This window comes from Lactobacillus mulieris (genome assembly GCF_007095465.1).
Taxonomy (GTDB): Bacteria; Bacillota; Bacilli; order Lactobacillales; family Lactobacillaceae; genus Lactobacillus; species Lactobacillus mulieris.
In genome coordinates, this window is sequence record NZ_SDGL01000007.1 from 1 (window position 1) to 24,037 (window position 24,037).

Genomic DNA, 24,037 nt, shown 5'->3' on the forward strand with positions numbered 1-24,037 from the left:
ATTACTATTTACAAGTCGAGTCTAACAAGATTGGACTTTTTTATTAACTAAAACGATTTAACTAGCACCACGCGTACAGGTAGATATTTTATTTTGCTCATTTTTAGCACATATCCTTATTTTAGCTTTTTTCATTTCAGAACCCGAAATTTCTGTAAAAGTAGATCCTGCTGAATGTTTAAGGGCATATCTTTTTAATCGACTACTTAAGCAAAAAATAAAATAGGAATCAATAATGTTTTTATTAGGCTGAATTGACTGAAAACCTTGATTAGTAGCACTGGGATTGATAATAATCCCTGTATTTCCAATGCCAGCTCTAGAAGTAAATAATATAGCTCCCGGATTTAATAATCGAGCTGATGATTTTTTTAAGCCTAATTCGGAAAGCTTTCTTTGACTTTCATGTAAATAAATTGTTTTTCCAACTTCAGTAGGTGTAAACCAATTTATATTGCCATCCCAATATTCTAGATTAGATGTACTTGGCGTACCACCACCTATTATTTCAGCCACATCCCCCAACTTAACCTTCTTCCAAGGCTCATCAAACCCTCGAAATCTGACCTTAGGATACAATCGTTGTTCATCAGATTATTTGAGTGCAATAAAAAGTGATATTTTTGCTTCAACTCAAATAAAAATAGAGAATGAAGTACTACCAAAAGGTTTGACTTTTTACTATCAGATTTCATATAATTATAACTGAAATGAAAAGAGGGCAACGGAGTCCCAGTCCGTTACCCTCGAACGTAGTTGAATAACTAGAGTTGTTAGCTAATCTTTATGATTAGCTTTTTTTATTATCGCATAGGCAAGTGCAAAGTATATACTTGCTTTGCCAATTGCAATAATGACTTCGGCCATTAAGGCACAACCCCAGTCTATTCCGAATAAACATACAAGCACCTCCAAGTTGAATAAATGAAATGGGAGGATGTAGTTATTCTGAACTACTAACTCATCTATTGACGAGCTTTTTTTATTATATCAAAGCAAAAATACGCTTGGTAGATATCAAATGAATAAATTTTGAAGTAGGAATTTTTTAAGTCGAATAATTAATTTTTTTGCATCAGAATATTTATAGGTTAAAGAATAAGATTTCAACCAAATTTTTGAGATATCTTTTTGCTCATTTAGATTAGGAACCATTGTTTCAATATTTGAAAAATCTTTTTTATTAATAATTTGCATAGCAGTATTTGCAGTTAAGCAGTCAATTCTTTTAGACCATTGTAAAGATTTAAATGCTAAAAATGTTGAATCATTAAAACTGTTAGGCGTAACCGCATTGATTTGCTGATTAAATGCAACCTTCTCTTTAAACACGCAAGTATTCTTTCCAATACTTGCGATACAAGTTACTAAAATTGAACCTTTAGGAGCAATTTGAGCTTTTTTCAGCCCCGAATTTGAAATAAATCTACTCGTATTATAGTTATACAAATCAACGATTTCGGTTGGAGTTACAAATGGCATTCCTATATTTGTATAATTAGATCTAACACTTGGTGTTGGAGTTTTTCCAGTTCTAATTTCACCTAAATCAGAAAGCTTTACTTTATTCCAGTGTGAATAATTGCCTTTAATAAATATGTTAGGGTGCTTTTTTTCAGTATTTAAATTTTCTAAAAGGTATCTATATAGCTGCTTCATAAGCTCTAATTTTCGTTGTTGAAGAGAAAGTAGAGTATCAACTTTTTTAAAAAGTTTAGAAATGAGCATATTCTCACTTTTACTAGCCATTTTAAAATCAAATTTTCTAATATCTCCAAGCGAAATAAATTTTTGCGAATTTCCAGAATTCAGTCTATTAGTATATTTTTTTAAAATATCAGATTGTATAATTTGAATTAAATTTATTGATGGTATTTCAGAGTTGCTTTTTATTAATGCAACATTTTTTATGGCAAATCCAGATTTTTTTACAATAGCTACATTTCCGATAGTACCAATCATTCCAAATAAGATATCATTCTTTTCAACCAAAGAACGTTTATTTATTTCTTCATAATCTTTTTTTGAAATATAAGAAATATCGTCAAAATTAATAGTACCATTTTCTAAGTTTTTAGAAGTGATTAATGGGTAGCCATTTTGAGATACATATTTCGGTGACTCATGTGTTCCATCTCTGACATCTGCAATTTGCCCCAACTTAACCTTCTTCCAAGGCTCATCAAACCCACGAAATCTGACCTTCGGATACAATCGTTGTTCATCAGCGTGAGTGCTATTGCCAGCATCCCTGCTACCACTGCTTTTCATCAAATCATCTGTCATTATTTTTCACCCCACTTTTCTCTTAGTTCTTCTCAAACACGCTAATAAACTTGTCCAATTGTGCCCGTAAATCATCATCATCTGTCGTTAATTCTTTTAACATTTCTAACAGTTCTTTCTTATTTTCGGCAATCTTTTGGTTAACTTCTTCAAGTTCATCAGCAACTTTTCCTAAGTCAACTGGTGGTTCTGGTTCAAATGTATCTACATAACGTGGAATGTTTAAGTTGTAGTCATTTTCCTTGATTTCATCAAGTTCTGCTTTGTGAGCATACTTATCTACATCTTCACGCTTAAGGTAAGTTGAAATAATCTTATCAATGTTTTCTTCAGTTAATTTGTTTTGATTCTTCCCCTTTTCAAACTCACGGCTAGCATCAATAAAGAAGATATCTTTATTTTGACGATTCTTCTTAAAGACAAGCACAATTGTAGGAATACTTACGCCATAGAATAAGTTAGCTGGCAAGCCGATTACTGCATCAAGGTAGTTCTTTTCAATAATGTTTTGACGAATTACACCTTCGGCTGCACCACGGAACAAGACACCGTGTGGAAGAACAATTGCCATTGTTCCCTCAGGTGATAAGTGGTATAACCCATGAAGAACGAAAGCATAATCAGCCTTGGTCTTTGGTGCCAGCTTCCCATAAGCTGAAAAACGTGGGTCTTTTAACTTGTTTTCGTTATTGTCCCAGTGAGCTGAATATGGTGGGTTTGCAACAACTGCATCAAAGTTAGTCTTAGGACGGTCAACCCCTTGGGCATCAAGTCCATCTGGCCAATCTGCTTCAAGTGTATCAGCATTAGACAAGTGAATATTAGTAAATTCGACACCGTGCATCATCAAGTTCATTCGTGACAAGTTGTAAGTAGTAGTGTTCTTTTCTTGACCGTAGAACTTCACAACACCAGGCTTCTTACCGCCAGGAACTTCACCTTGAACAGTAAGCAATAATGAACCTGAACCACAAGTAGGGTCATATACTTCGAATTCTTCTGGTTCACCTTTTAAGTTTGCAGTTACCAACTTAGCTAAAACTTTTGAAACTTCAAATGGAGTGTAAAATTCCCCACCCTTTTTACCAGCACTAGCTGCAAATTGACCAATTAAGTATTCATAGATTGTCCCAAGGATATCTTTTCCGTTTTCATCTTTGTATTCAATAGTATCTACCAACTGAACAATCTTACTAATTGACTTAGCACGATCATTGGTATTGCTACCAAGACGAGAATCTCCTAAATTAACATCATTGAAAACTCCACGGAAATCTTGACTAGCAGTCTTATTGTTTGCTAATTCAGTATTCTTAGCGAAGTGATCAAGTAAGTCTTGATAATCACTTGGAATTACTTCTTTATCTTGAACACGCTTAATTAATGAGGCCCAAGTATCATGGGGTTCGATTGCATACCCCAAACTTGATGCAATATCTTCTAAGTAATCTGTTAAATCTTCCCCACTAGCTTCTCGAACATATGCGTCATTAACACTTTCACCATCTTCGATGTCTAAAATATCGTTTTTCACCAAGTAGTCCTCTTGATGTTCAGACAAATAACGGTAAAACATGAACGCCAAAATATAATTTTTATATTCTGAGGCATCCATATTTCCTCTAAGTTCATTAGCCATCGCCCATAATTTAGTTGTGATATCTTTTTCTGACATTTATTCTCTTCCCTACTCTTAAATTTCTCTCTTAAGTTCATCTGCCAACTCATAAATAGCATCAGCAAGTGAATTTCTATATTTTATTTTTGACAACTTAACAACTTTTTCATCCGTTGCACGTTTTTTATATGTTTCAGCAGCGGCTTTTTTAATTGCATCAATTTTTCCAGAATCGTTTAAATCTTTTTGGCCAAGACGGTGGTTAGCAAACATCGACTTTAATTCTTCGGTAGTTACTACATCAGCAATTCCCCACTTAATTCTGAATTTATAAATAATATCATCGATTTCAGTTTCATTAGCTTGAGAAATCACTTCATGAACATCTTCAATATGATATGGATACTTTTGATTTTCAGCATCTTTAGGATATTGCTTATTAACAATTGCTCTACTAGTCCGTTCAATTTGCTTAGCATAAGCTCGATTATCCATTGATAAAGTGAATTCTCTAATCTTATCCTGAATTTTACGAACTGCTTCTTTATCATCTTCATGAACCTTATTAATAAGTTCTTCAATCAAGTGAGTAAGATAATCATAATTAATTACGACTTCCTTAATGTGAGTCATACGCAAGTCGATGTCTGGCAAAGGATTACCCGGATTTACTGGATTTATTGTTTTAATCAAGTTAGGTAATACTGTCGTAATTTTCTTTTCTTCTTGTTCAGAAATACCCAATTGTGAAAGTAATTTTTCAGGATGTTCATAATCATAACCAACTTCTTCACCATTCTCATCAATTTTATGATCATATTGCTTAAGTATTTCAATTTCTCGACTATATTTTTGAAGTAATTGTTTTAGTTCTTTTTGATTTTCTTCAGACTTTGGAACTTCTTCAAGTGTATCATTTGTGAGCGTTCTAAGACGGTCAATAGTTTTTCTTACTTCATTAACTTGTTCTTTATATGATGGTACAGTAACTGGATTATCATCATCCTTTAGTAATTTATCTTGACTAAAGGCCGAAGACTTATTTGCATAAATAGAAAGGGCTCTATTCATCAACTTTTCATTTTCAACCGGCCAACGATAATTAACAATTCTTCCAAAAGGTTTAGTCTGCATATCAGCAATCCGGTTAGTTCTTGAATATGCTTGAATTAAGCTGGCATTTCTTAAGATTCGGTCAACATACAAGGTATTCAATCCTGGAGCGTCAAAACCAGTTAATAATTGGTCAACAACAATAACCAAATCTAAGTAGTTCTTATCAAAGGCCGTCTTATTCAGTCTTGAAACAACATCAGCAGTATATCCTGCAATATCATCCATTCCAAATGACGTACCAAACTGGGCATTATAAAGGTCTACTGCACGACTTAAATTCTTATTGTTTTCAACCATGTTGTCGTCATTACCGGTACTTTGTGAGAAGGTAACCGCAACTTTTAGAACTAAGCCACCATTTTTTTGATGTTCAGCATTAACTCTTTGAAATTCATCATAGTACATCATAGCCATTGGAGTACTTGCACGATTACCACCTACGTGAGTTGTCAGTAATGCATTATATTGCCCATCATTTGAACGATTACGCCAATTCTTAAAGATATCTTCAACAACTAATTTAACGTGTTCTTTATTCTCATCATAAAAAGTTGGCCCAATGGCATCATCGATATCATCAGGTTGCAAGTTTTCAATCTTGTGCTTAATATCTGCTTCAGTCCATTTAGGATATCTTTGATGATAAAACTCAGGCAAGAAATCGCTCTTCATCTTGTCTTCATCAATAGTTGTTTGGAAGTCAACCTTAAACCGCAAAACATTCCCATCACTAATTGCTTCTCTAATGGTATAGATATGAAGTGGCTCTCCAAAAACATCTTGAGTTCTTACACCATTTGCTGTTGTATCATCAAACATTGGCGTACCAGTATAGCCAACCCAAGCCCCTTTCTTAAAGGCTTTCTTTAACAAACTAAAAGCATCCCCACCAGTTGAACGGTGAGCTTCATCAACGATAAAGACAATATTCTTGTCAGGGTCTTTAAAACTATCACGTTTAACCAATGTCTCGAGTTTTTGTACACTAGTAACGATAATATCACTACCACGTTTACGTAACTTATTCTTCAAGTCAGTAGTGTTACGTGTATCAAGAACATTGCCCCAATCATCTTCACTTGCTTCTGGATCATAGGCGTGGTACTTTTCCATCGTTTGCCGAGTTAAAGCAATTCGATCAACTAAGAAAACCACTTTATCAACGTTAGGCAAGCGACTAGCAAGCCAAGCTGTTTTAAAACTAGTAATTGTTTTACCAGATCCAGTTGTGTGCCAGACATAACCAACGCGATTTTCACCATATTCAAAGTCCCAATGCTTGAGCTTTTCAATTACTGCCTGCGTTGCATAAACCTGATATGGTCGCATGACTTTAAGCATTTGATTATTAGGAGTACCGTCCAAAATCATATAACTTGTAGCCATTTGGTGGGCCATTGGAATACTCAAGACTGTATCCGCAAATTCAAGCCAATTATTGACCTGGGTATTGTCTTTTTTTCGTTGCCAGTGAAAGGCAAAATCTTTATTGAATTTATCAGCTGTAGTATTAGCCATGTATAAACATTCATGAGGAGACATTGCTACTAAAATTTGAACTGTAGAAAAGATGTCACTATATTGACCCTCTTCAATATACTGATGCATTTGATTCAATGCTTCATTAGCTGAAATGCCATCTTTCTTTTCTTCAATTTGAATAATTGGTAAGCCATTGATAAGAAGCGTTGTATCAAATCTACGCTCTTGTTTTCCGTGAATTACTGCTGGTCTTTGAATTTGATTTACAACTTGATAAACCGTATCTCCAGCACCAACCTGTTTTTGATCGAAGACTTTCAAAAAAACGTGTCGCCCATCATCTAAGTCAATTTCAATTTGACTAATCCCATTTACACCATATAAGAATTGACCAGCTTGATATGGTGTATTCAAAGAAGAAATCTCTTTCTTTACTTGAGCAAATTCATTTTCTGACAATGGCCCATCAAGCTTGTCTTGATTATGTTGTTCCAAAATCTTTTTGAAGTTTTGCCAAAGAGCAGGGGTAGTCTTTACATTAGGTAAATATTGCCAAATTTGCTTTCTACCTTGCTTACGCAAAGTATCAATAACATAATTTTGACTTGGTTCATTAATTTCATATTGAGGAACCTTGCCAGTTGATAGATATTCAATTAAGGAGTTTTCAAAAATATCCTCTTTATCGTAAATCATGAATAACCCACTTTCGTTGTAATTAAACTATAGTTTATATTATACAAGAAACTGGCCTTAATAAAGCCCGACTTATTCAACTTCCCCCCGATCTCTACAAAAAATTTGGCGTGTTTTGCTTCTCCCATTCGTTATATATAGTGTAAGGCAATTGCGCGCATGACTTACATGATTTAGATATAAGGAGAATAACTATGAATTTTGAATTATTAGAACAATCAGTCCAATATACTTTTTCATCAGAAAGTTACACCAACGGTAAATTAACACGCACATTGAAAAATGTTGCCAAAGATGCAACTGCTTCTGCTCTTGCCCAAGTAGGTCAAGCCCTCAGTAGCTTGCAAGGCGATACTTTATCAGATGCTATCTTAATCCAAAAGCAAAATATCAAGTTAGTTTAATTTTTTGAAATAGTAAGGAGTCAATATCATGTCTAAAGTTTTAAAATTAGGTTTTATCAATAGTGAAAATAAAAACACCACTTTATCATTGCCAAATGCTAAGGATGGCCTTGATGAAGCAGTTGTGCGTCAAGCGATGAAGAATATTAGCGATGCACATGCATTTAACAAGGATGGAGTTGACCCATATCACTCTGCTCGTATGGCTAAATACGTTGAAACAACTACAACAACTTTGTTTGATGACACTAAGTCTAATCAAGACTAGTGAATTAATCGCTACCGAAGCTAAAAAATTAATCAGCATTATAAAATAAAAGAAGCACCATAATTTGGTGCTTCTTTTTGTATATAAAGGATATTCTTATTAATTAACCCCACTGAGTCTTAATCTCCCACAACTAAGATCTCTATTAAATAAATTGAAATATTTTGTTACCCATATTTATTCTAGCCTAAAAAAAGAACATCCTTTAATTGTTAAACCATGCCCCCACAGCAACAATTAGTAACAATTATTCTAATATTATTTAAGCAATAAACATAGAAAAAATCAATAGGTTTGAAGAATTAAATAAAACAATTCCTAAAAGCACTTATATTTAACACACAATTTGTTATTTAATTAAATATCCCTTGACAAATTTCTTAAATGATAGAATTTATCTAATTTTTTAGGAATAATATTCTAGTTAAACATAGAGAATATAAAAAAGCGATAACCCAAAATTAGGTTATCGCTCTTCTAAAAGCATTTTTAATTAAGCATCAATTTCTTCGATGTCGATAACAACAACATCACCGCTGGTCTTACCAGTCTTCTTGTATTGTGCTTCGATGAATTCCTTGTCTTCTGATACATGTGGAGTACCAATTACACGTACGTTAGTATGGCTAGGAACATCAGCAACTACAACAGCTACCTTGCTACCAGCTTGTACATTTTCCCATAAGTGTGCGTGAGTTACTTCAACCCATGCCAAATGGCTTTCGTCAACAACGTTCAAAGAACCCTTAGGACCAACTTGTGGTTCACCATCTTTACTTACTGATGATACAAATGCAAGCTTGTCAGTAAAGAATTTTTGTTGATCTGCTGTTAATTTAGTACTTTCTAATTTCTTCATATTAATACCTTTCCTTCTGCAATAAATTTCTAGAGCTTTACTCTGCTCTTAGAATAGTCCAAAAAATTGATAAAAACAATTTATTTGCTTAATAAATAACAAGAACTTTTTAAACAGTATTAAAATAATAACATTTTATTAGTGCTTGTTATTTAATAATGCTTTTTATTAAACGACCTACCTCTTCAGCTGCAAGAGCTATGTCTTCTGGTGCATCTTTAATTGCCTGTTCAAGACTTTTTGCCCCACTTGGAGTCGAAAAAATTGCATCAATCACATTATTTTCATATAAGTTTTCAACACCTGGTCCAATATTCCCTGATAAAACAACAACTGGAGCTTGTGGAGCCACTTTTTTGGTTGTCAGAGCTACACCATATGGGGTTTTGCCGAATTTAGTTTGAAAATCAGTACTACCTTCACCAGTAATCACTAAATCTGCTCCCTTAGCTTTTTCTGCTAATTGCGCAAAATCTGTTACTAGCTCAATCCCCTGTTTCATTTCTGAATTGGTAAATGCTAGTAAACCAAATCCTAAACCTCCTGCAGCACCACTGCCAGGAGTTGCTTCATAATCCACTTGAAGATCATTTTTAACAACTTGAGCAAGATGATGCAAATTCTGATCCAGAACCGAAATCATTTGCTCAGTTGCTCCTTTTTGGGGACCAAAAACAACAGCTGAACCTTGTGACCCAGTTAATGGATTAGTTACGTCACTTGCAATATATATTTTTATCTTTTTAATCTGTTCTGGTACCTGACTAATATCAATATGAGTCAAATCAGCTAAACCTGCACCACCTAATTTTATAGCTTGACCATTTTTATCCAGCAATTTAACACCAAGGGCTTGAGCCATTCCACAGCCACCATCAACAGTTGCACTGCCACCAATCCCCAAAATAATTTGCTTAGCTCCACGCCTAACTGCATCTTGAATCATTTCTCCAGTACCATAGCTGGTAGTAATCATGGGATTCATTGTTTTCTTATCGACATATTGAATACCACTAGCAGCTGCCATTTCAATTACGGCTGTTTTTTTATCTCCTAAAAAGCCATACTTTGCCATGACCAATTGGTTCAAAGGATTATGAACTTGGACATCAACAAACTGACCATTAGTAGCGCTAACTAGGGCATCTACTGTCCCTTCCCCACCATCAGCCATTGGCACAAGAACATATTCAGCATTTGGAAATATTCGGCTGAGTCCTTTCTTCATCACTACAGCCACTTGACGAGCAGCCATGCAATTTTTATAAGAATCAGGAGCAATTAAAATTTTCATATTAATTTTTCTTTCTGTATTGAATTTATTTTTATTTTAACAAAAAAGCCCCGAAGTAAATCGGAACTTTTAAGTTATAAATGATTAAGGAGTATATATAGTAGATTTAGTAAATTCTTCTCTTAAAAAGAAGTTTAGAAGCGAGTAATGATAATAATCCTAAAGCTGTAAGCAATAGACCAGATTTAGTACCAGTTTGTGGCAAGTTTTGGACTTGCTTCTTAGTTGGTAACTTCGTTGCTGAAGTTGCCTTGTGTGAAGCGGTTGCTGCTACATGAAGAGCTTGCTTTTTCAAATCTTCTGAGGAAGTAGAATTGGCTTTATTTGAATTTGAAAGAGAGGCAGAATTAGTACTACTTGATAAAAGATTTGAAGATGAACTACTTGCGGAGTTTTGTTCAGAAGTTTTTGATTCTGTAGTTTCAAGGATGAAGTCCTTGCTCTTATTTCCACCTAAATCATAACGAATTGAATAGCCCGTTGTTAGGCCAGGAATTTCTACGCTATAATTAACACCTTTTTTCAAGCCATCAGCTTCTGTGAATGTTACACTACCTTGACTGTTTACCTTTTTAGTTAAAACTTCTGTTGAACCATCAGTTAAGTTACGTAATTTTACTTCGGTCCCTTCCCTTAATGGCAAACCATTAGTGTAACGAGCATTTACTGTATAAGTTAAAGGCAGCTCTGCTCCTGGCAAGTTTACTGTGAAAGCTTTTGAGATATTAGAGTTGCCAGAACTCAGTTGCAAAGTATAATTCAGCTTTTGATTATTGACAATTACTTCATAACTGGTACCAGTTTTTAGTCCATCTGTTGCATTAAACGTTACAGCTCCCGAAGCATTAACAGTTTTAGAAATAGTTTTGTTATTTGCTTGATTTTTTAACTGTACATAACTACCGGACTCAATTGGTAAACCATTTGTATAGTAAAAAACTCCTGTAAAGCTTACTCCTGAATTTACTTCTGTTGTTGAGGATAAATCATCTGCTTTGACAATCGAATTTTGATTGGTTCCAACTAAAATAGCTCCTGAAACCATCAAACTTGCTAATAATAATTTTGATTTCATTCATTTTCCTTTCAACTATTTACTAATTTCAACAAATTCTGCTCTTTTTTGTAACTTAGGTGAATATTTCATTAATCGCAGTCTTTCAGGAGTATTCCGTTTATTTTTACTAGTAATATAAATACGTTCACTAGTTTGTCGACATTCCAAAATAATATTATTTCTCATCTTCTTTTCCTTTCTAGAACCTTCTTGTAAACAAATTAGCAATTTTAAGTGTTCATAATTTTAATCCTCGCTTGCTAAATATAAATCTTTACAGAATATCGAATTACTTTTATTTTGTCAAATAATTTTTAACTGGATTTTCTTTTTTACTACTTAAATAGCCGTATTTTTGGAATTATAAAAATTAATTTTTAAGTTATAAGTATTAATAAACAAAAAAATAGAAATACCATTAGGCATTTCTATTTTTTAAATGAATTATTAAACTTTATTCAACAGTAACACTCTTAGCCAAGTTACGTGGCTTGTCAACATCTAAGCCCTTATCTCTAGAAGCATAGTATGCAAGAAGTTGAGTAGGAATTACAGTTAATAACGCAGACATGTAGTAATTGATTTCTGGCAATACAATATCATCTGTACTGTTAGCAAATTCCTTGCTTACAATTGTTACAATATTTGCACCACGAGAAACTACTTCTTGAATGTTACCACGAGTCAATTCTGCTGTTACTGGGTCATTAATCAAGGCAATAACAGGTGTGCCATTTTCAATTAATGAAATAGTTCCGTGCTTAAGTTCAGCAGCAGCAAAACCTTCAGTTTGAATATATGAAACTTCCTTTAACTTAAGTGCAGCTTCAAGTGCAACAGCATGATCAATACCACGACCAATGTAAAATGCATTTCTTGATTTAATCAAGTACTTGTCAGCAATTTCCTTAAGCTTTTCTTTTCCATCAACAAGTTGTTGAATTCCTTCAGCTGCAATTGCCAAATCATGGTGTAAGTTCCATTCTTGTGCTTCCTTAACACCGAGCTTTTCACCAAGTGCCTTAGCAAGAACTGCTTGAACAGCAACTTGAGCTGTATAAGCCTTAGTTGAAGCAACTGCGATTTCTGGGCCAGCTCCTAAAAGCATAGTGTAAGTAGCTTCACGAGATAATGTTGAACCTTCAACGTTAGTCATAGTTAAGCTTGGGATGCCACGTTTGTTAGTTTCCTTTAAAACAACACGTGAATCGGCTGTTTCTCCAGATTGAGTTAAGAAGATAAAGAATGGGTTCTTACTCATCATTGGGAAATGATAACCTGCTTCTGATGCATAGCCAACTTCAGTAGGGATGCCAGTGTAGTGTTCAAACAAGGCTTTACCTACTAAACCTGCGTGGTAACTAGTACCAGCTGCAAAAATGTATAAACGGTCTGCTTTAGCTACTGCATCAACAATCTTTGAATCTACTTTAGGATTGCCAGCATCATCAAGATAAGTTTGAGAAATGTGACGCATTACACCTGGTTGTTCATCGATTTCTTTGAGCATGTAGTGTTCGTATGTTCCCTTTGATGCAGCATTAGGATCAATGTCTAACACCTTAGGCTCACGTTCCACTTTTTCACCATCGATTGTCTCAATTGTGTAAGAGTCTTTAGTAATGTCACCAACATCACCATCTTCAAGACTAACAAAAGTCTTAGTTTGATCTAAAACAGAAATAGCATCTGAAGCAATAATGTTAAAGCCTTCACCTAAACCAAGCATCATTGGTGACTTGTTCTTAGCGATAAATACATGGTCTGGTTTTTGATCATCAACAAGCAAGAAGGCATATGAACCTCTAACAAGCTTCAAAGCTTCCTTGAAAGCAGTAAATCCATCTAAGTTCTTATCACGTGCAATTTTACTAATTAATTGAACAATGACTTCAGTATCAGTATCTGAATGGAATTTAACACCTTGTAAGTACTTGTCTTTCAATTCAGTATAGTTTTCGATAACACCATTGTGAACTAAGTAAAAACGCTTAGTTTCATCAAAGTGAGGGTGAGCATTGTCAACAGTTGGCTTACCATGTGTTGCCCAACGTGTGTGACCAATACCTACTAAACCATCTTCATCTGGGGTCATTTTTTCTTTTAAGTTTGAAATACGGCCAACTGCCTTTGTTAAATATTCATGCCCCTTTAAATCGTTTAAGTAAATGCCTGCAGAATCATATCCACGATATTCCAAGTTAGTTAAACCATTTAAAATAATATTTCGTGCAGCCTTACCAACAACACCAACGATACCACACATAGAAAATTCTCCTTTGGTCTAGTTCAATTTTTATTTATCGGACTAGTTAATTTTTATTGTTACAAGTGCAATAATAGCCTTTTTTAGCAATGCGGTCAAGAATTATCTTTATAAATTGGTATATCTTTAAGTGAACCTAAAAGATAAATTAAAGAACTAGCAATATATCTTAATAGATGGAGAATTCGGTAGAACGTTTTTACATAATTTATTTACAAGAAATTTTTTTTAGCGGCTTCTCCCTTTCGGATCATCAATATAGACATCAATATAGATACGTAAAAAACGCATTTATAACAAAGTGATTTATTTTTACAAAAAACGCACAATAAATCTATAATATCATAAAAATATACGCTATTTCAGTCTTTTAATTCCGTTTATCCTTGATACAATTTAAATAACTTAACAATTCTGGAGGATACAATGAAAATAGTTAAGAAAATGTCAATCATCAGTGCTGTAGCAGCTAGCTTACTAGCAGCTACTGGATGCTCAAATAATCAAAAATCTACTAGTAGCTCTACTACTAAGAATTCAATACCTACTAAGATTACCAAGAAGACTACGATCACTTTTTGGCATGGTATGACCGGCCCACTTGAAAACAGTTTAACGCAACTAACTGCTGAATTCGAAAAAGAAAATCCGAACATCAAGGTCAAACTTGAAAATCAAAATTCTTATCAAGATTTGCATTCAAAAATCACCTCAACTATGCAATCACCTAAGAATCTACCAACCATTACTCAAGCATATCCTGGTTGGCTTTATACAGCTTCCAAAAACAATATGTTGGTTGACCTTACACCATACATTAACAATTCCCAAATTGGTTGGGGCAGCAGCGAGAAGTCTCAAATCAAGAGTGACTTACTAAAAGGTGCTCAAATCAATGGCAAGCAATATGGCATTCCTTTTAACAAATCTGTCGAAATCCTAATTTACAACAAGCAGCTCTTAGCTAAATATGGTGTCAAAGTTCCAAAAAACATGACTGAATTGAAGGCTGCTGCTAAAAAGATTTACGAAAAGAGCAATCATAAGGTTGCAGGAGCTGGTTTTGATGTTTTGTCAACCTATTACGTTTTAGGCATGAAAGCAAAAGGCCACAACTTCAACTCTAGCATCGACTTTACTGGTAAGGATTCCAAGTCTGTCATCAACTACTATGCCGATGGTGTTAAGAATGGCTACTTCCAAATTGCCGGTTCACAAAAATACTTCTCAACTCCATTCGCCAACCAAAAAGTGGCAATGTACATTGGTTCAAGTGCTGGTGAAGCCTTTGTCAAAAAAGGTGTTGCTAACAAGTTCGAATACGGTGTTGCTGCTCGTCCATCTGAATACAATATCCCTCAAGGAACAGATATTTACATGTTCAATCATGCAAGCAGTATGCAAAAATCCGCAGCATTTAAGTACATCAAGTTCCTAACTTCAAAATCAAGCCAACTCAAGTGGGCAAGCCAAACTGGTTACATTCCAGTTAACACGCAAGCTTTGAATTCAGCAGAATACAAGAAGTCTAAGAGTGTCAAAGCACCAGCTATATTATCATCTACTACTAAAAAGCTTTACACTATTCCAGTTTCTAAAAATTCCGATGCAACCTTCTCTGATTTAAGCTCAATCATGGAAAGCATTTTATCTCAGGCAGCCAAGGGCAACAATGTTAACACTGCAATCAAAGCTGGTAAAGTTAAGTTTGACAGTGACTGGAAGCAATAAAACATTAATTTTATAGAAAAATATTATATAAATAAAAGCATTGGTAAATTTAAATTTTACCAATGCTTTTTGCATTTCTTCATCCTTATTTAAGATTTTGGTGAATTATAGTTTTGATTTCTGCATCATTTAAGCTGAAGTCTGAACCTACAGTTTTCTTAATTTGCTTAAATAAATCTAGCTCATTAATTTCAGGACGCATTTCTTTAATTGTCAGCGTGAGAGACCTCACTGTATTCTTGTCTCCTGCTTCTCGGCCTCTTTTTTCCGCTACTGCCGTTTCTTCTTTCAGCCGTAATTCTGCTGTTCTCATAAGATTTCTCCTTTTCGGAGTCTACTTTTCTCTCAAAATTGATTTTATTTCTTCATCAGAAAGTGAAACATCAGTATTAGCCCTTATCCATGCCAGGCCTTCTGCTACTGTTGCATCTGGTTTTAATGCTTTGAACACTTTCACCGTATTCTTGTCTCCTGCTTCTCGGCCTCTTTTTTCCGCTACTGCTGTTTCTTCTTTCATCCTTAATTCTGCTGTTCTCATAAGATTTCTCCTTTTGAAGCAAAATTAGTTACTTTTACTCAAGATAGCTTTTATTTCTTCATCTGAAAGAGAAACATCTGTGTTTGCTTTTATCCATTGTAAAACTTCATCCACTGTAGAATTGGGGCTTAAACTTTTAAATAGTTTATATGTATTTTTTATAGCCTTTCTTTGCTCTTCTTCGCGACCTTTCTCAACGCCACGTTTTTCCGCTACTGCTGTTTCTTCCTTCATCCTTAATTCTGCTGTTCTCATAAGATTTCTCCTTTTCGGATCATCATTGTATTCTTGAATTTTGGTCTGAATCTCTTTAAAGATTCCTTTTGATTCTATTTTATCATCGTTCATTAGTTTTTGGAGATTTAACAAATCGACATTTTCACTTCCACTACCTTTTGAATTAATAATGATATTTTCCGCATTATTTTTAAGTTGAATACCTTTATCTTCGTCATCATAAAGATGGAAGCTATAACGTAACTTATCCTTGCCAAACGGGTCAAATGCACAAAGAAAAATTAGATAAGTTCTAGATAGTGAAGTATACGGCTCCCCTCGGTCCAAGGTATCCCTGTCCATTGACGACTGATAATATCTCATTCGTGGTCCAATGTCATGGTTGTTATTAACTTGCATTTCACAATCGTACAAGTTACCAGATTGGTCTTTAACTGCAATATCTAAGCGAACAGATTTACTGCGCTTATCACTCTTTGTCCCTAATTCTTTTTGTGCATCAATACTTTCTACCGAGACTACTTTTACATCAGGTAGTGCCGCTTGAATAATCGCCTTACAAAAGCGCTTATTTTGCATAATACTACCAAAAATCTCATCATTTGTGAAACCATAAAACTTGTCATCATGATATGACATAATTACCTCCAGAGAAAATAAATCTTTACACACATAAATACACAAAAAAGACTTAATTCTCTGTAGAACTATAACTAATGTAGAGTCAATATAAATTTATTTACCAAAAAATCCCACTTTTAGTTTATTAAGTAAACTAAAAGTAGGATTTCATATATTAGATAGAAATTTTATTTATGATTAAGCTTCATCATCTCTTTTTTTCTTAGCAAAAATGCCTGCACTCAATGCTAAAAGAGCAACCCCTAAAGCAGTTATTGGGTTAGTTTCTGTACCAGTTTGAGGTAGTAAAGTTTGCTTTTTAAGTTTTACATTATTTTTAGTCAATTTTGATAAAGTCTTGACAGTTGCGTGATTGTCCAAACCTGCTTGAGCTTCTTTCAAGTTCTTTGTAGCTTCATCTACTTCTTTTTGGTTTTGGCTTGCATTAGAATTATTTTTAACTTCTTCGCCCTTCTTCAATGCTTCATCAAACTTAGACTTAGATTCATCAGTTGCTTGACCGTCTAGTTCTGCTTTAGCTTTTTCTAGTTCTGCATTGGCAGTCTTATACTCATCTTCTGTTGAATCTGAATTATCTAAAATATTTTTAGCAGTTTCTAGAGCTGTGTAGAAAGCTTGCTTCTTTTCTTCACTAGCATTGGAGTATTTAGGAGTTGGAGTATTACTATCTTGCATAGCTTTACTATCATCATAATTCTTTTCCAATTCCTGCTTAGCTTTCTCTCTAGCATCCCCATTTAATTCCGCTCTCTTCTTAGCTTCATCATCAATTAACTTTGCAACTTGATCCGTAGATAAATCATCCCCAGATGGAGTAACTGTTTCTCTAACATTATCAGCTACTTCTTTATAAGCTTGCTTCTTTTCAGAGTCGGCATTAAGGTAATTAGAAGTTTTTTCAGTTTCATCTGCTAATTTAGCAGTTTCTTTTAATTCACCCATTTTATCATTTAAAGTTGAATTAATTTTGTCTGCATCCTGAATTTCATCCATTGATTCAGCTGAATCAATTCGTTTCTTAGCAATCTCTTTTTGCTTATCGTTTAGGTTACTATAAACCTTATCAATCGCTTCTTTTGCTTTTTGCTTAGCTTCGGCAAAAGCATTATTTCCGTTTAAGGCATCATAAGCATCGTCAACTGCTTGCTTAATTCGTGCCACTTCTGCAGGATCTTTATCAGCACCGACACTTGTCCCTTTTTCTTTATCTAAAAGGTCATATGCATTTTTTACTGCCTTATCATATTCTTCTTGTTTTTCCAAATCAGCATTAACATATGGATTTTGGGTCTTATCAGTTGATAATTTAGAATCTTTTGATAATTCAAGCATATTTCCATCAGTAGAAAGAGCATTATTTCTTGCGATGGTTACATCATCTACTGTATTTGCATTTTTTACTGCATCAAGCGCACTTTGTTTTTGTGCATTATTCAAATGTGGCAGTTCAGTGATATCATACCTAGCTTCAGCCTTAATGTCGTTTAACTCTTGGGCATCTTTTTGTGCCTTAACCACTTCTTCAAGAGTTTTAGCTTGATCTACCTTTTCTTTAGCCTTTTGCTTATCGCTGTCTGATAAATCAGACATTTGATCAATTGCTTTTTTAGCTTTTTGCTTAGCATCATCAAGATTAGTATCAGCATTAGATTTAAGGTTAGCTGTCGCATCATCTAATCGTTGCTTAATTTCTTTAACTTTATTTGCATCTGTTGCTACATTTCCTGTACTTGAGCCTTTTTCCTTATCTAGCAAAGTCTTAGCAGTCTCATATGCATCATTAAATTCTTTTTGTGCTTCAGAACTTGCACCGGCGTAATTACTTGACTGTTTGATAGCCTCACTATTGGTATAATTATCATCTTTCTTCAAATTATCCATAGCAGTGTCAGTTTCCTTAGCTTGACTAACCACTTGTTCAATCGCATCTTTATCTTCTGCTGATTTCACAGCTGCTTTAGCAGTTTCTTTTTGAGCATTATTCAAGTTAGACATTTGATCGATGGAATCATTGGCAGTTTTCTTAATATCATTTAACTCTTGGGCATCTTTCTGTACCTTAGCTATTTCTTCAAGAGTTTTAGCTTGATCTATCTTTTCTTTAGCCTTTTGCTTATCGCTGTCTGATAAATCAGACATTTGATCGATTGCATCTTTTGCCTTTTGCTTAGCATCATCAAAACTAGAATTACCGTTCAATGCGTCATATGCATCATCAACAGCTTGTTTGATTCGTGCCACTTCAGCTGAATCTTTATCAGCACCAACACTTGTGCCACTTTCTTTATTCAAGAGTTTATGGGCTTCTTCAACTGCCTTGTCATATGCTTGTTGCTTCTCAGAATCCGCATTGAGATATGGATTTTGCGTTTTGTCGGCTGCTAATTTAGAATCTTCTGATAATTGCTTCATATTAGTATCAGTCGATATAGCGTTATTTTGGGTATCAGTCACCTCATCAACTGTAGTAGCTTTTTCAATTGCATCTTTAGCACTTTGCTTTTGAGCATTATTTAAATGAGTCAAATTATCAATCGAATCTTTCGCAGCTTGCTTTATCGAACTAAATGTTTCTCCAGAAACAGTCGCAGAAACAGGATCACTATCTAGGCCATCGTTACTTGTATTAACAGTTACAGATTTACCTGGATCAACAACTTCATTAGTCTTAATACTAAATGTTCCATCATCATTAACTTTACCAGTTCCAATTACCTTATCAGCATCATTCTTAACAGTTACTACTTCGCCAGCTTTTCCCTTACCAGCAACAATGGTACTATCTGAGTTGCCATCAGGTAATGTTTTAGCCGTTACTTCAGTTGGCTTAGTCGGTTCTGTTTTAGCAGTTACAACAACTTTAGCTGGATCACTATCAACTTCATCTTGGTTTACAGTAACTTGAATTTCTTCGTTTTCAGCAATTGGCTTGGAAGTAGTAATAATGAATGTTCCATCATTGCCAACTACACCGGTTCCAACTTCATTACCTGAACTATCTTTTACTATTACAGCTTCTCCCGCTACTGCTTTACCAGTAACTGTTGTTGAATTATTGGTTCCATCGCTAGCTCTAATTGTTTTAGCAGTAAGGTCTGTTGGAGAAGCTGGTTTAATTAATGGCTCACCTTTTTGGAAATTATTTTGTCCTACCGTTACTTCAACAGCATCACTTGTTTGACCATCTTTTGAAACTTCAACTGAAATTTGACTTCCTTCTGCAAGCGGCTTATTGACTTTTATTTCAAAGTTACCTGCATCATCAGCAACACCAGTCCCAATTTCATTACCTAAATTATCTTTAATTGTAACTGTTGCACCAGGTGTAGCCTTACCAGTGATAATAGTTTCTTGCCCCTTGGTCTTATCGTTAATTCTAGTTTCGGCCTTAACATTAGCTGGGCTTGGTAATTTGATCTTTTCGCCAATTGCATAAACTGTAGTATCTTTATCAAAAAGAGTATCCGCTGTAATAACAGTTCCTTTGCCGTCAGCTTGTGTATTCCATTCTTTAAATGAATAACCAGCTTTCATTGAAGGAGTTGGCAAGGTTAGATTATCTTTATTAAAACTAGAATCCTTTTCTACTTTAATATCTTGATTTTCGCCATCACTAACATCATTCATATCAAAAGTAACTGTAACTTGCTTTCCTTTAACAATAATTTCATTAGAAAATTGTTCAGTTGGAAAGGCTTGTTGCAAAATTGTATCCTTATCAGTAAGAGACTTATTGGTTCTCGGAGTAACATATCCAATAACGAGTTTGTCTCCCTTATTCAAAGTGAATTTTGATAATGTAAAACTACCATTTTGATCAACAGCTGAAGTAGTGTAAGCAATTAATGTTTTCTTACCAGTATCATCAACTTTATATAAGTTAACAGTTCTTGGTTGCATAACCTCATTATGATAGTTGTGGTTACCTAACTGTCCTGAGATAGCTCTAGTATCTACATCAATACTTAGCCGATTACCATTAGCATCAGTCCAATTAAACGGAGCAACACCAGGATCACGACCTTCAATCAGTTCTTGACCATCGCTAATCCCGTCACCATCGGTATCTGCAACTGAAGGGTTAGTTCCATATGAGTTATCAATTTCAGTTATATCCAAAATACCATCACAATCGCTATCACTAGCTGAGATAAATGTTCCAGCGCGAGTATTACTTAAAAGTAACCCTGGAAAGTCAGTTGAATTAGTTGGAAAGGCCAAGTGAATATATCCAGCGACTTGATTAGCTACATCTAAATACTTTAGCAAGTCATTTCTAGCACCATTATCCCAAACAAATCTTGCTATATTATCTAATTGCTTACGATCTGCTCCATTTACTAAAGCACGAGCAATAGATAAGTTATTAAATGTTGGTGATTCAAGTGCCGCTTTAACTGCTTCATATGGATTGTTTTCAGTAGTAGCAATTGGCTTATTTTCAAATGTTAAATAAGTTGTTGGATTATCTTGCTTATTTTTAATTAAGTTATCTAGAATTGGCTTAAAAGTTCTCAAGTCATATGTCTTGGTGCCGTACTTACCACCAGTAGTATAAGTCTTGGTTGATAAACTATTAGTTATTGTGTCAAGAGCATGAAAAGCAGTTGCGTAATTAGTGCTGTCATAAATTCCAAACAAGAAATCAAATTGTTGATATTCAGTTGTTAAGGCATTAGCAAAAGATTTGTCATCTTTCAAAAAGAAAGTAACATTAAAATCTTGCCGATTGGCTAACGATGATAAAAATCCCAAACTACTTCCACCGATATCATTAATGTATAATTCACCAGTTTGATATTTTAAGGTATTATCAGCTAATTTATAGGTCTTATTTCCAATAGTGACTTTATCAATAAGCTTTAATAAGTTGTCATTACCTCTGATTCTGAGTGTTAAGTTATCTTTATTTCCAATTAAAGAACCATTAATTCGGTAACGAGTTGTAATTGACTTATTTGCATAGTTAACAGTCATATTGTCTAAAATTGGGCCATCGTTATTAACTATGTCCTTATCTTTAAAGAAATTGTTACTACTAAAAGTCGTTGTTTCATTATCATTTAAAATAAGGTTCTTGCTAAAATCTGAAACCATATCTTGTCCACTGCCATAGCGAGCCCACATAGTAAAGGTTAATGGTTTAGATAAGACAGAATCTGGTGTGTTTGCTTTTAAATATATTTTGTAAGTACTTGAAGCTGGTCCAGCCAAAGCTGCTCGAACTGGACCATTTTGTGTAGTTAAAACACCACTGGTCCAGACATTAGAAGCACCTGCCACTTCATTAGAAGTATCTTTGGTTGCTTCGCCATCAGATAAAAGAGGTCTAGTAAAGACAATCTTATCAATATATGGTGCTAGAGTTGGATCTATTTGATAAAACATCTTGGCATTATTTAAATCAAGATATGCTTCAGATAAAAGTCCTAATGAAAGATCTAATTCCACATATGATTCATGTCTATCTTCATCATACTTAAATCCTCGATTAGCTAAAGAAACATCATAAGCAGTATATGCATTCCGTTCATTTGCTAAAGGCTTAGTATTTGAACGCGTAATTGGTTTAATGTCAGTCTTAGCGCTTTGTGACCCATCTACTTCAACTTGAACAGAGTAACTATCACTATCACTTACAGCATTAGTAAGATTGAAAGTAAATGCACCTGTTGTATCTGCAGAAATAGTTTGTACTTTTGAACTACCACTATATAGAATTACTTGAGCATTCGCCTTGGTAGTTCCCTTAATGAGCTTATCACCAACAAAAACTTCGTTAATTGTTGGCTTTGAAATAAATATATTTGTACTTTGGCTTTTTTCTTCCTGCGCAGTTTCAGTAGAAGTATCTGAACTAGCTGAAACTTCATTTGAACTAGACTGTGCAGCTGTTTCATTATTTGTATCGGCTGCATAGACTTGCTTAGAATTTAATTCTACTGCACTTAAAAAAATTACTGCCCCAATAACAAAAGATGCAGCTCCACCCTTTTTCATTTTTCTAAGTGAGTAGCGTAGTTTTTTATTTGTCTCTCCCATAAAAAATATGTAATCCTTTCTAAAACTAAAAACATTTCTACAATTTCTAGTCTAGCAAGAATTTAAAAAATGATTTTTTATAGAAAGCTCACTACCCCCCCCCTATTTTATGCGTATGTAAGCGAATTACATAAGATATGCTTATACGAAAGTAGTTTATATTTATATATAAAAAGTGATAGGTTTTTGGAATATAATTAACGCTAAAACTATTGATTTTGATAAAATCGAGTGTGCTTTACATAATTTATTTACATTAAAAAATAGATATCAACTTGGATATCTATTTTTTAAATTAATTATTTTCTGCATTAATTACTAATTTCTTTTGAAAGCCACTAAATAAAATAGCTACATAAGTAACTAATGCAATTACACCACCAACTGAAAAGGCATTAAAGCCAACTTTAGATAAAGTAGTAGTTATTGGATTAATGACAAATGGGCTGATTACACCACCAACTGCATTAATAGCTGCATAAACTCCTAAAGCCATAGATATGCTGCTTTTATTGACCGAAATCGAAATTAAATATGGAAATGTTCCCATAGCAATGCTCATTGCCGCACCTACAATAAAACTACCAACAATTACTGTTAATAGACTATTACCATATGCAATTAATAAATATGATAAGCCATACAATAAATATGCGATTGAAACAGAAGTATATTTAAATTTTTTACCAATTATTCCTACAATAAATCCGCAAAGCATTCCACCAACAAGAGAAAGTGTCGATGTTAATGCTGCTTCAGATGTACCTCCTAATTTTTCTTGAACAATAAATAAAGATATATTATTATTCAAAATATTATTCAGCATCATGATTAAAAAAGCCCAAAATGCACAATAAAAGACATATTTATTAAGCTTTATTCCTTGATTGGATTCAGTATCACTTAAGTTTTCATTTAAATCTTTTGGTGAAAGTGGAATTAACAAAATTGCTACAACTAAAACTAGTAAACTGAAAATGTAAATCCAATAATTGTTTATCCAACTGCTTGAAGCGGCTAATTGACCGCCACCCATAATAAATATAATCCCACCAATATTAGTAAATGTAGTTGTTAATCCCATGGTTGATTGTTGAAGCTTTTTAGGCAATAACTGAGAAATCAAAACCTGTGATAAATTAGTACAAGCTCCTTGACCAAGTCCTACTAAACAAGAACACCCCATTAAAAAAGCGAAAGATGAATTGTAGATAAGTGGCATAAATCCACCTAGAACAATTAATAAAATAGCTGCGAGAGTTAATATTTTTAAATTTAATTTGGCAGCTGTCAATTTTCCTACTACAATTCCTGCAATCATCATAAATAAGTTGGGCAAGGATGTTAACATTTGAACGCCTGTATTCGATAATGCAAATGTTCTTGCAATTGCTGCATAAGATGGCGTAATCGCTAATGAAGCCATACCCATTGCACTAACCGCTAAAACCCCAATCCTTGTTTTAGTGATATATGAAGATGTTGAATTTGAAATTTTCAT

Annotated in this window: 17 protein-coding genes; 3 read left to right on the forward strand and 14 right to left on the reverse strand. The window is 34.1% G+C overall.

All coding sequences use genetic code 11. The features are described 5' to 3' along the window. Positions 1 to 57 precede the first annotated feature (57 nt). The 4 genes from ETI37_RS03980 to ETI37_RS03995 form a co-directional block, all read right to left on the reverse strand. Entirely contained in the window at positions 58 to 579 is a 522-nt protein-coding gene (locus ETI37_RS03980) for a restriction endonuclease subunit S (RefSeq protein WP_143458482.1), read from the reverse strand. A gap of 438 nt (positions 580 to 1,017) precedes the next feature. Continuing rightward, positions 1,018 to 2,286 carry a restriction endonuclease subunit S gene (locus tag ETI37_RS03985; protein ID WP_143460223.1) on the reverse strand — a complete coding sequence of 423 codons (1,269 nt, stop codon included), beginning with the start codon at positions 2,284 to 2,286 and terminating at the stop codon, positions 1,018 to 1,020. A 22-nt stretch (positions 2,287 to 2,308) separates the two neighbouring features. Further along, positions 2,309 to 3,961 carry a type I restriction-modification system subunit M gene (locus tag ETI37_RS03990; protein WP_006586685.1) on the reverse strand — a complete coding sequence of 551 codons (1,653 nt, stop codon included), beginning with the start codon at positions 3,959 to 3,961 and terminating at the stop codon, positions 2,309 to 2,311. 18 nt (positions 3,962 to 3,979) lie between these two features. After that, positions 3,980 to 7,198, reverse strand: coding sequence for a type I restriction endonuclease subunit R (locus tag ETI37_RS03995; protein ID WP_006586684.1), 3,219 nt, complete (start codon positions 7,196 to 7,198; stop codon positions 3,980 to 3,982). 194 nt (positions 7,199 to 7,392) lie between these two features. Here ETI37_RS03995 and ETI37_RS04000 point away from each other — a divergent pair, with 194 nt between their 5' ends. Next, complete coding sequence (locus ETI37_RS04000) at positions 7,393 to 7,602, forward strand: DUF1659 domain-containing protein (RefSeq protein WP_006586682.1); 210 nt, start codon at positions 7,393 to 7,395, stop codon at positions 7,600 to 7,602. Positions 7,603 to 7,630: 28 nt separating this feature from the next. Continuing rightward, positions 7,631 to 7,870, forward strand: coding sequence for a DUF2922 domain-containing protein (locus tag ETI37_RS04005; protein ID WP_006586681.1), 240 nt, complete (start codon positions 7,631 to 7,633; stop codon positions 7,868 to 7,870). Between the two features lie 493 nt (positions 7,871 to 8,363). On the opposite strand, the gene ETI37_RS04010 is transcribed toward ETI37_RS04005, so the two are convergent. The 5 genes from ETI37_RS04010 to glmS form a co-directional block, all read right to left on the reverse strand. Further along, a complete protein-coding gene (locus ETI37_RS04010) occupies positions 8,364 to 8,729 on the reverse strand; it encodes a pyridoxamine 5'-phosphate oxidase family protein (protein WP_006586680.1) in 366 nt (121 codons plus the stop codon). Positions 8,730 to 8,877: 148 nt separating this feature from the next. Then, the gene (locus ETI37_RS04015) at positions 8,878 to 10,023 is read right to left on the reverse strand and encodes a glycerate kinase (protein WP_006586679.1); all 1,146 of its coding nucleotides are present in this window, start codon (positions 10,021 to 10,023) and stop codon (positions 8,878 to 8,880) included. 106 nt (positions 10,024 to 10,129) lie between these two features. Beyond that, positions 10,130 to 11,098, reverse strand: a complete 969-nt coding sequence (locus ETI37_RS04020; RefSeq protein WP_006586678.1) for an LPXTG cell wall anchor domain-containing protein — start codon at positions 11,096 to 11,098, stop codon at positions 10,130 to 10,132. A gap of 15 nt (positions 11,099 to 11,113) precedes the next feature. Beyond that, a complete protein-coding gene (gene rpmG, locus ETI37_RS04025) occupies positions 11,114 to 11,266 on the reverse strand; it encodes a 50S ribosomal protein L33 (RefSeq protein WP_006588059.1) in 153 nt (50 codons plus the stop codon). 268 nt (positions 11,267 to 11,534) lie between these two features. Continuing rightward, complete coding sequence (gene glmS / locus ETI37_RS04030) at positions 11,535 to 13,346, reverse strand: glutamine--fructose-6-phosphate transaminase (isomerizing) (protein WP_006586676.1); 1,812 nt, start codon at positions 13,344 to 13,346, stop codon at positions 11,535 to 11,537. Between the two features lie 426 nt (positions 13,347 to 13,772). Between glmS and ETI37_RS04035 the strand changes: the two genes are divergently transcribed. Next, the gene (locus ETI37_RS04035; RefSeq protein ID WP_006586675.1) at positions 13,773 to 15,077 is read left to right on the forward strand and encodes an extracellular solute-binding protein; all 1,305 of its coding nucleotides are present in this window, start codon (positions 13,773 to 13,775) and stop codon (positions 15,075 to 15,077) included. Between the two features lie 85 nt (positions 15,078 to 15,162). Here ETI37_RS04035 and ETI37_RS04040 read toward each other — a convergent pair whose 3' ends face one another. The 5 genes from ETI37_RS04040 to ETI37_RS04060 all read right to left on the reverse strand — a co-directional run bounded on the left by ETI37_RS04040 (position 15,163) and on the right by ETI37_RS04060 (position 24,037). Next, complete coding sequence (locus ETI37_RS04040) at positions 15,163 to 15,390, reverse strand: hypothetical protein (protein ID WP_143458456.1); 228 nt, start codon at positions 15,388 to 15,390, stop codon at positions 15,163 to 15,165. Between the two features lie 21 nt (positions 15,391 to 15,411). Continuing rightward, positions 15,412 to 15,615 (reverse strand): hypothetical protein, encoded by a 204-nt coding sequence (locus ETI37_RS04045; RefSeq protein WP_006586673.1) that lies wholly within the window; start codon positions 15,613 to 15,615, stop codon positions 15,412 to 15,414. A 24-nt stretch (positions 15,616 to 15,639) separates the two neighbouring features. Beyond that, the gene (locus ETI37_RS04050) at positions 15,640 to 16,491 is read right to left on the reverse strand and encodes an Rpn family recombination-promoting nuclease/putative transposase (RefSeq protein ID WP_143458455.1); all 852 of its coding nucleotides are present in this window, start codon (positions 16,489 to 16,491) and stop codon (positions 15,640 to 15,642) included. Between the two features lie 180 nt (positions 16,492 to 16,671). Further along, positions 16,672 to 22,536, reverse strand: a complete 5,865-nt coding sequence (locus ETI37_RS04055; protein WP_143458454.1) for an Ig-like domain-containing protein — start codon at positions 22,534 to 22,536, stop codon at positions 16,672 to 16,674. Between the two features lie 295 nt (positions 22,537 to 22,831). Next, on the reverse strand, positions 22,832 to 24,037 hold the full coding sequence (locus tag ETI37_RS04060; RefSeq protein ID WP_143458453.1) for an MFS transporter: 1,206 nt from the start codon (positions 24,035 to 24,037) through the stop codon (positions 22,832 to 22,834).

Coding starts and splice junctions, on each gene's coding strand:
- ETI37_RS03985 (WP_143460223.1), bottom strand. CDS start 2,286: ATGACAGATGATTTGATGAAAAGCAGTGGTAGCAGGGATGCTGGCAAT.
- ETI37_RS03990 (WP_006586685.1), bottom strand. CDS start 3,961: ATGTCAGAAAAAGATATCACAACTAAATTATGGGCGATGGCTAATGAA.
- ETI37_RS03995 (WP_006586684.1), bottom strand. CDS start 7,198: ATGATTTACGATAAAGAGGATATTTTTGAAAACTCCTTAATTGAATAT.
- ETI37_RS04000 (WP_006586682.1), top strand. CDS start 7,393: ATGAATTTTGAATTATTAGAACAATCAGTCCAATATACTTTTTCATCA.
- ETI37_RS04005 (WP_006586681.1), top strand. CDS start 7,631: ATGTCTAAAGTTTTAAAATTAGGTTTTATCAATAGTGAAAATAAAAAC.
- ETI37_RS04010 (WP_006586680.1), bottom strand. CDS start 8,729: ATGAAGAAATTAGAAAGTACTAAATTAACAGCAGATCAACAAAAATTC.
- ETI37_RS04015 (WP_006586679.1), bottom strand. CDS start 10,023: ATGAAAATTTTAATTGCTCCTGATTCTTATAAAAATTGCATGGCTGCT.
- ETI37_RS04020 (WP_006586678.1), bottom strand. CDS start 11,098: ATGAAATCAAAATTATTATTAGCAAGTTTGATGGTTTCAGGAGCTATT.
- rpmG (WP_006588059.1), bottom strand. CDS start 11,266: ATGAGAAATAATATTATTTTGGAATGTCGACAAACTAGTGAACGTATT.
- glmS (WP_006586676.1), bottom strand. CDS start 13,346: ATGTGTGGTATCGTTGGTGTTGTTGGTAAGGCTGCACGAAATATTATT.
- ETI37_RS04035 (WP_006586675.1), top strand. CDS start 13,773: ATGAAAATAGTTAAGAAAATGTCAATCATCAGTGCTGTAGCAGCTAGC.
- ETI37_RS04040 (WP_143458456.1), bottom strand. CDS start 15,390: ATGAGAACAGCAGAATTACGGCTGAAAGAAGAAACGGCAGTAGCGGAA.
- ETI37_RS04045 (WP_006586673.1), bottom strand. CDS start 15,615: ATGAGAACAGCAGAATTAAGGATGAAAGAAGAAACAGCAGTAGCGGAA.
- ETI37_RS04050 (WP_143458455.1), bottom strand. CDS start 16,491: ATGTCATATCATGATGACAAGTTTTATGGTTTCACAAATGATGAGATT.
- ETI37_RS04055 (WP_143458454.1), bottom strand. CDS start 22,536: ATGGGAGAGACAAATAAAAAACTACGCTACTCACTTAGAAAAATGAAA.
- ETI37_RS04060 (WP_143458453.1), bottom strand. CDS start 24,037: ATGAAAATTTCAAATTCAACATCTTCATATATCACTAAAACAAGGATT.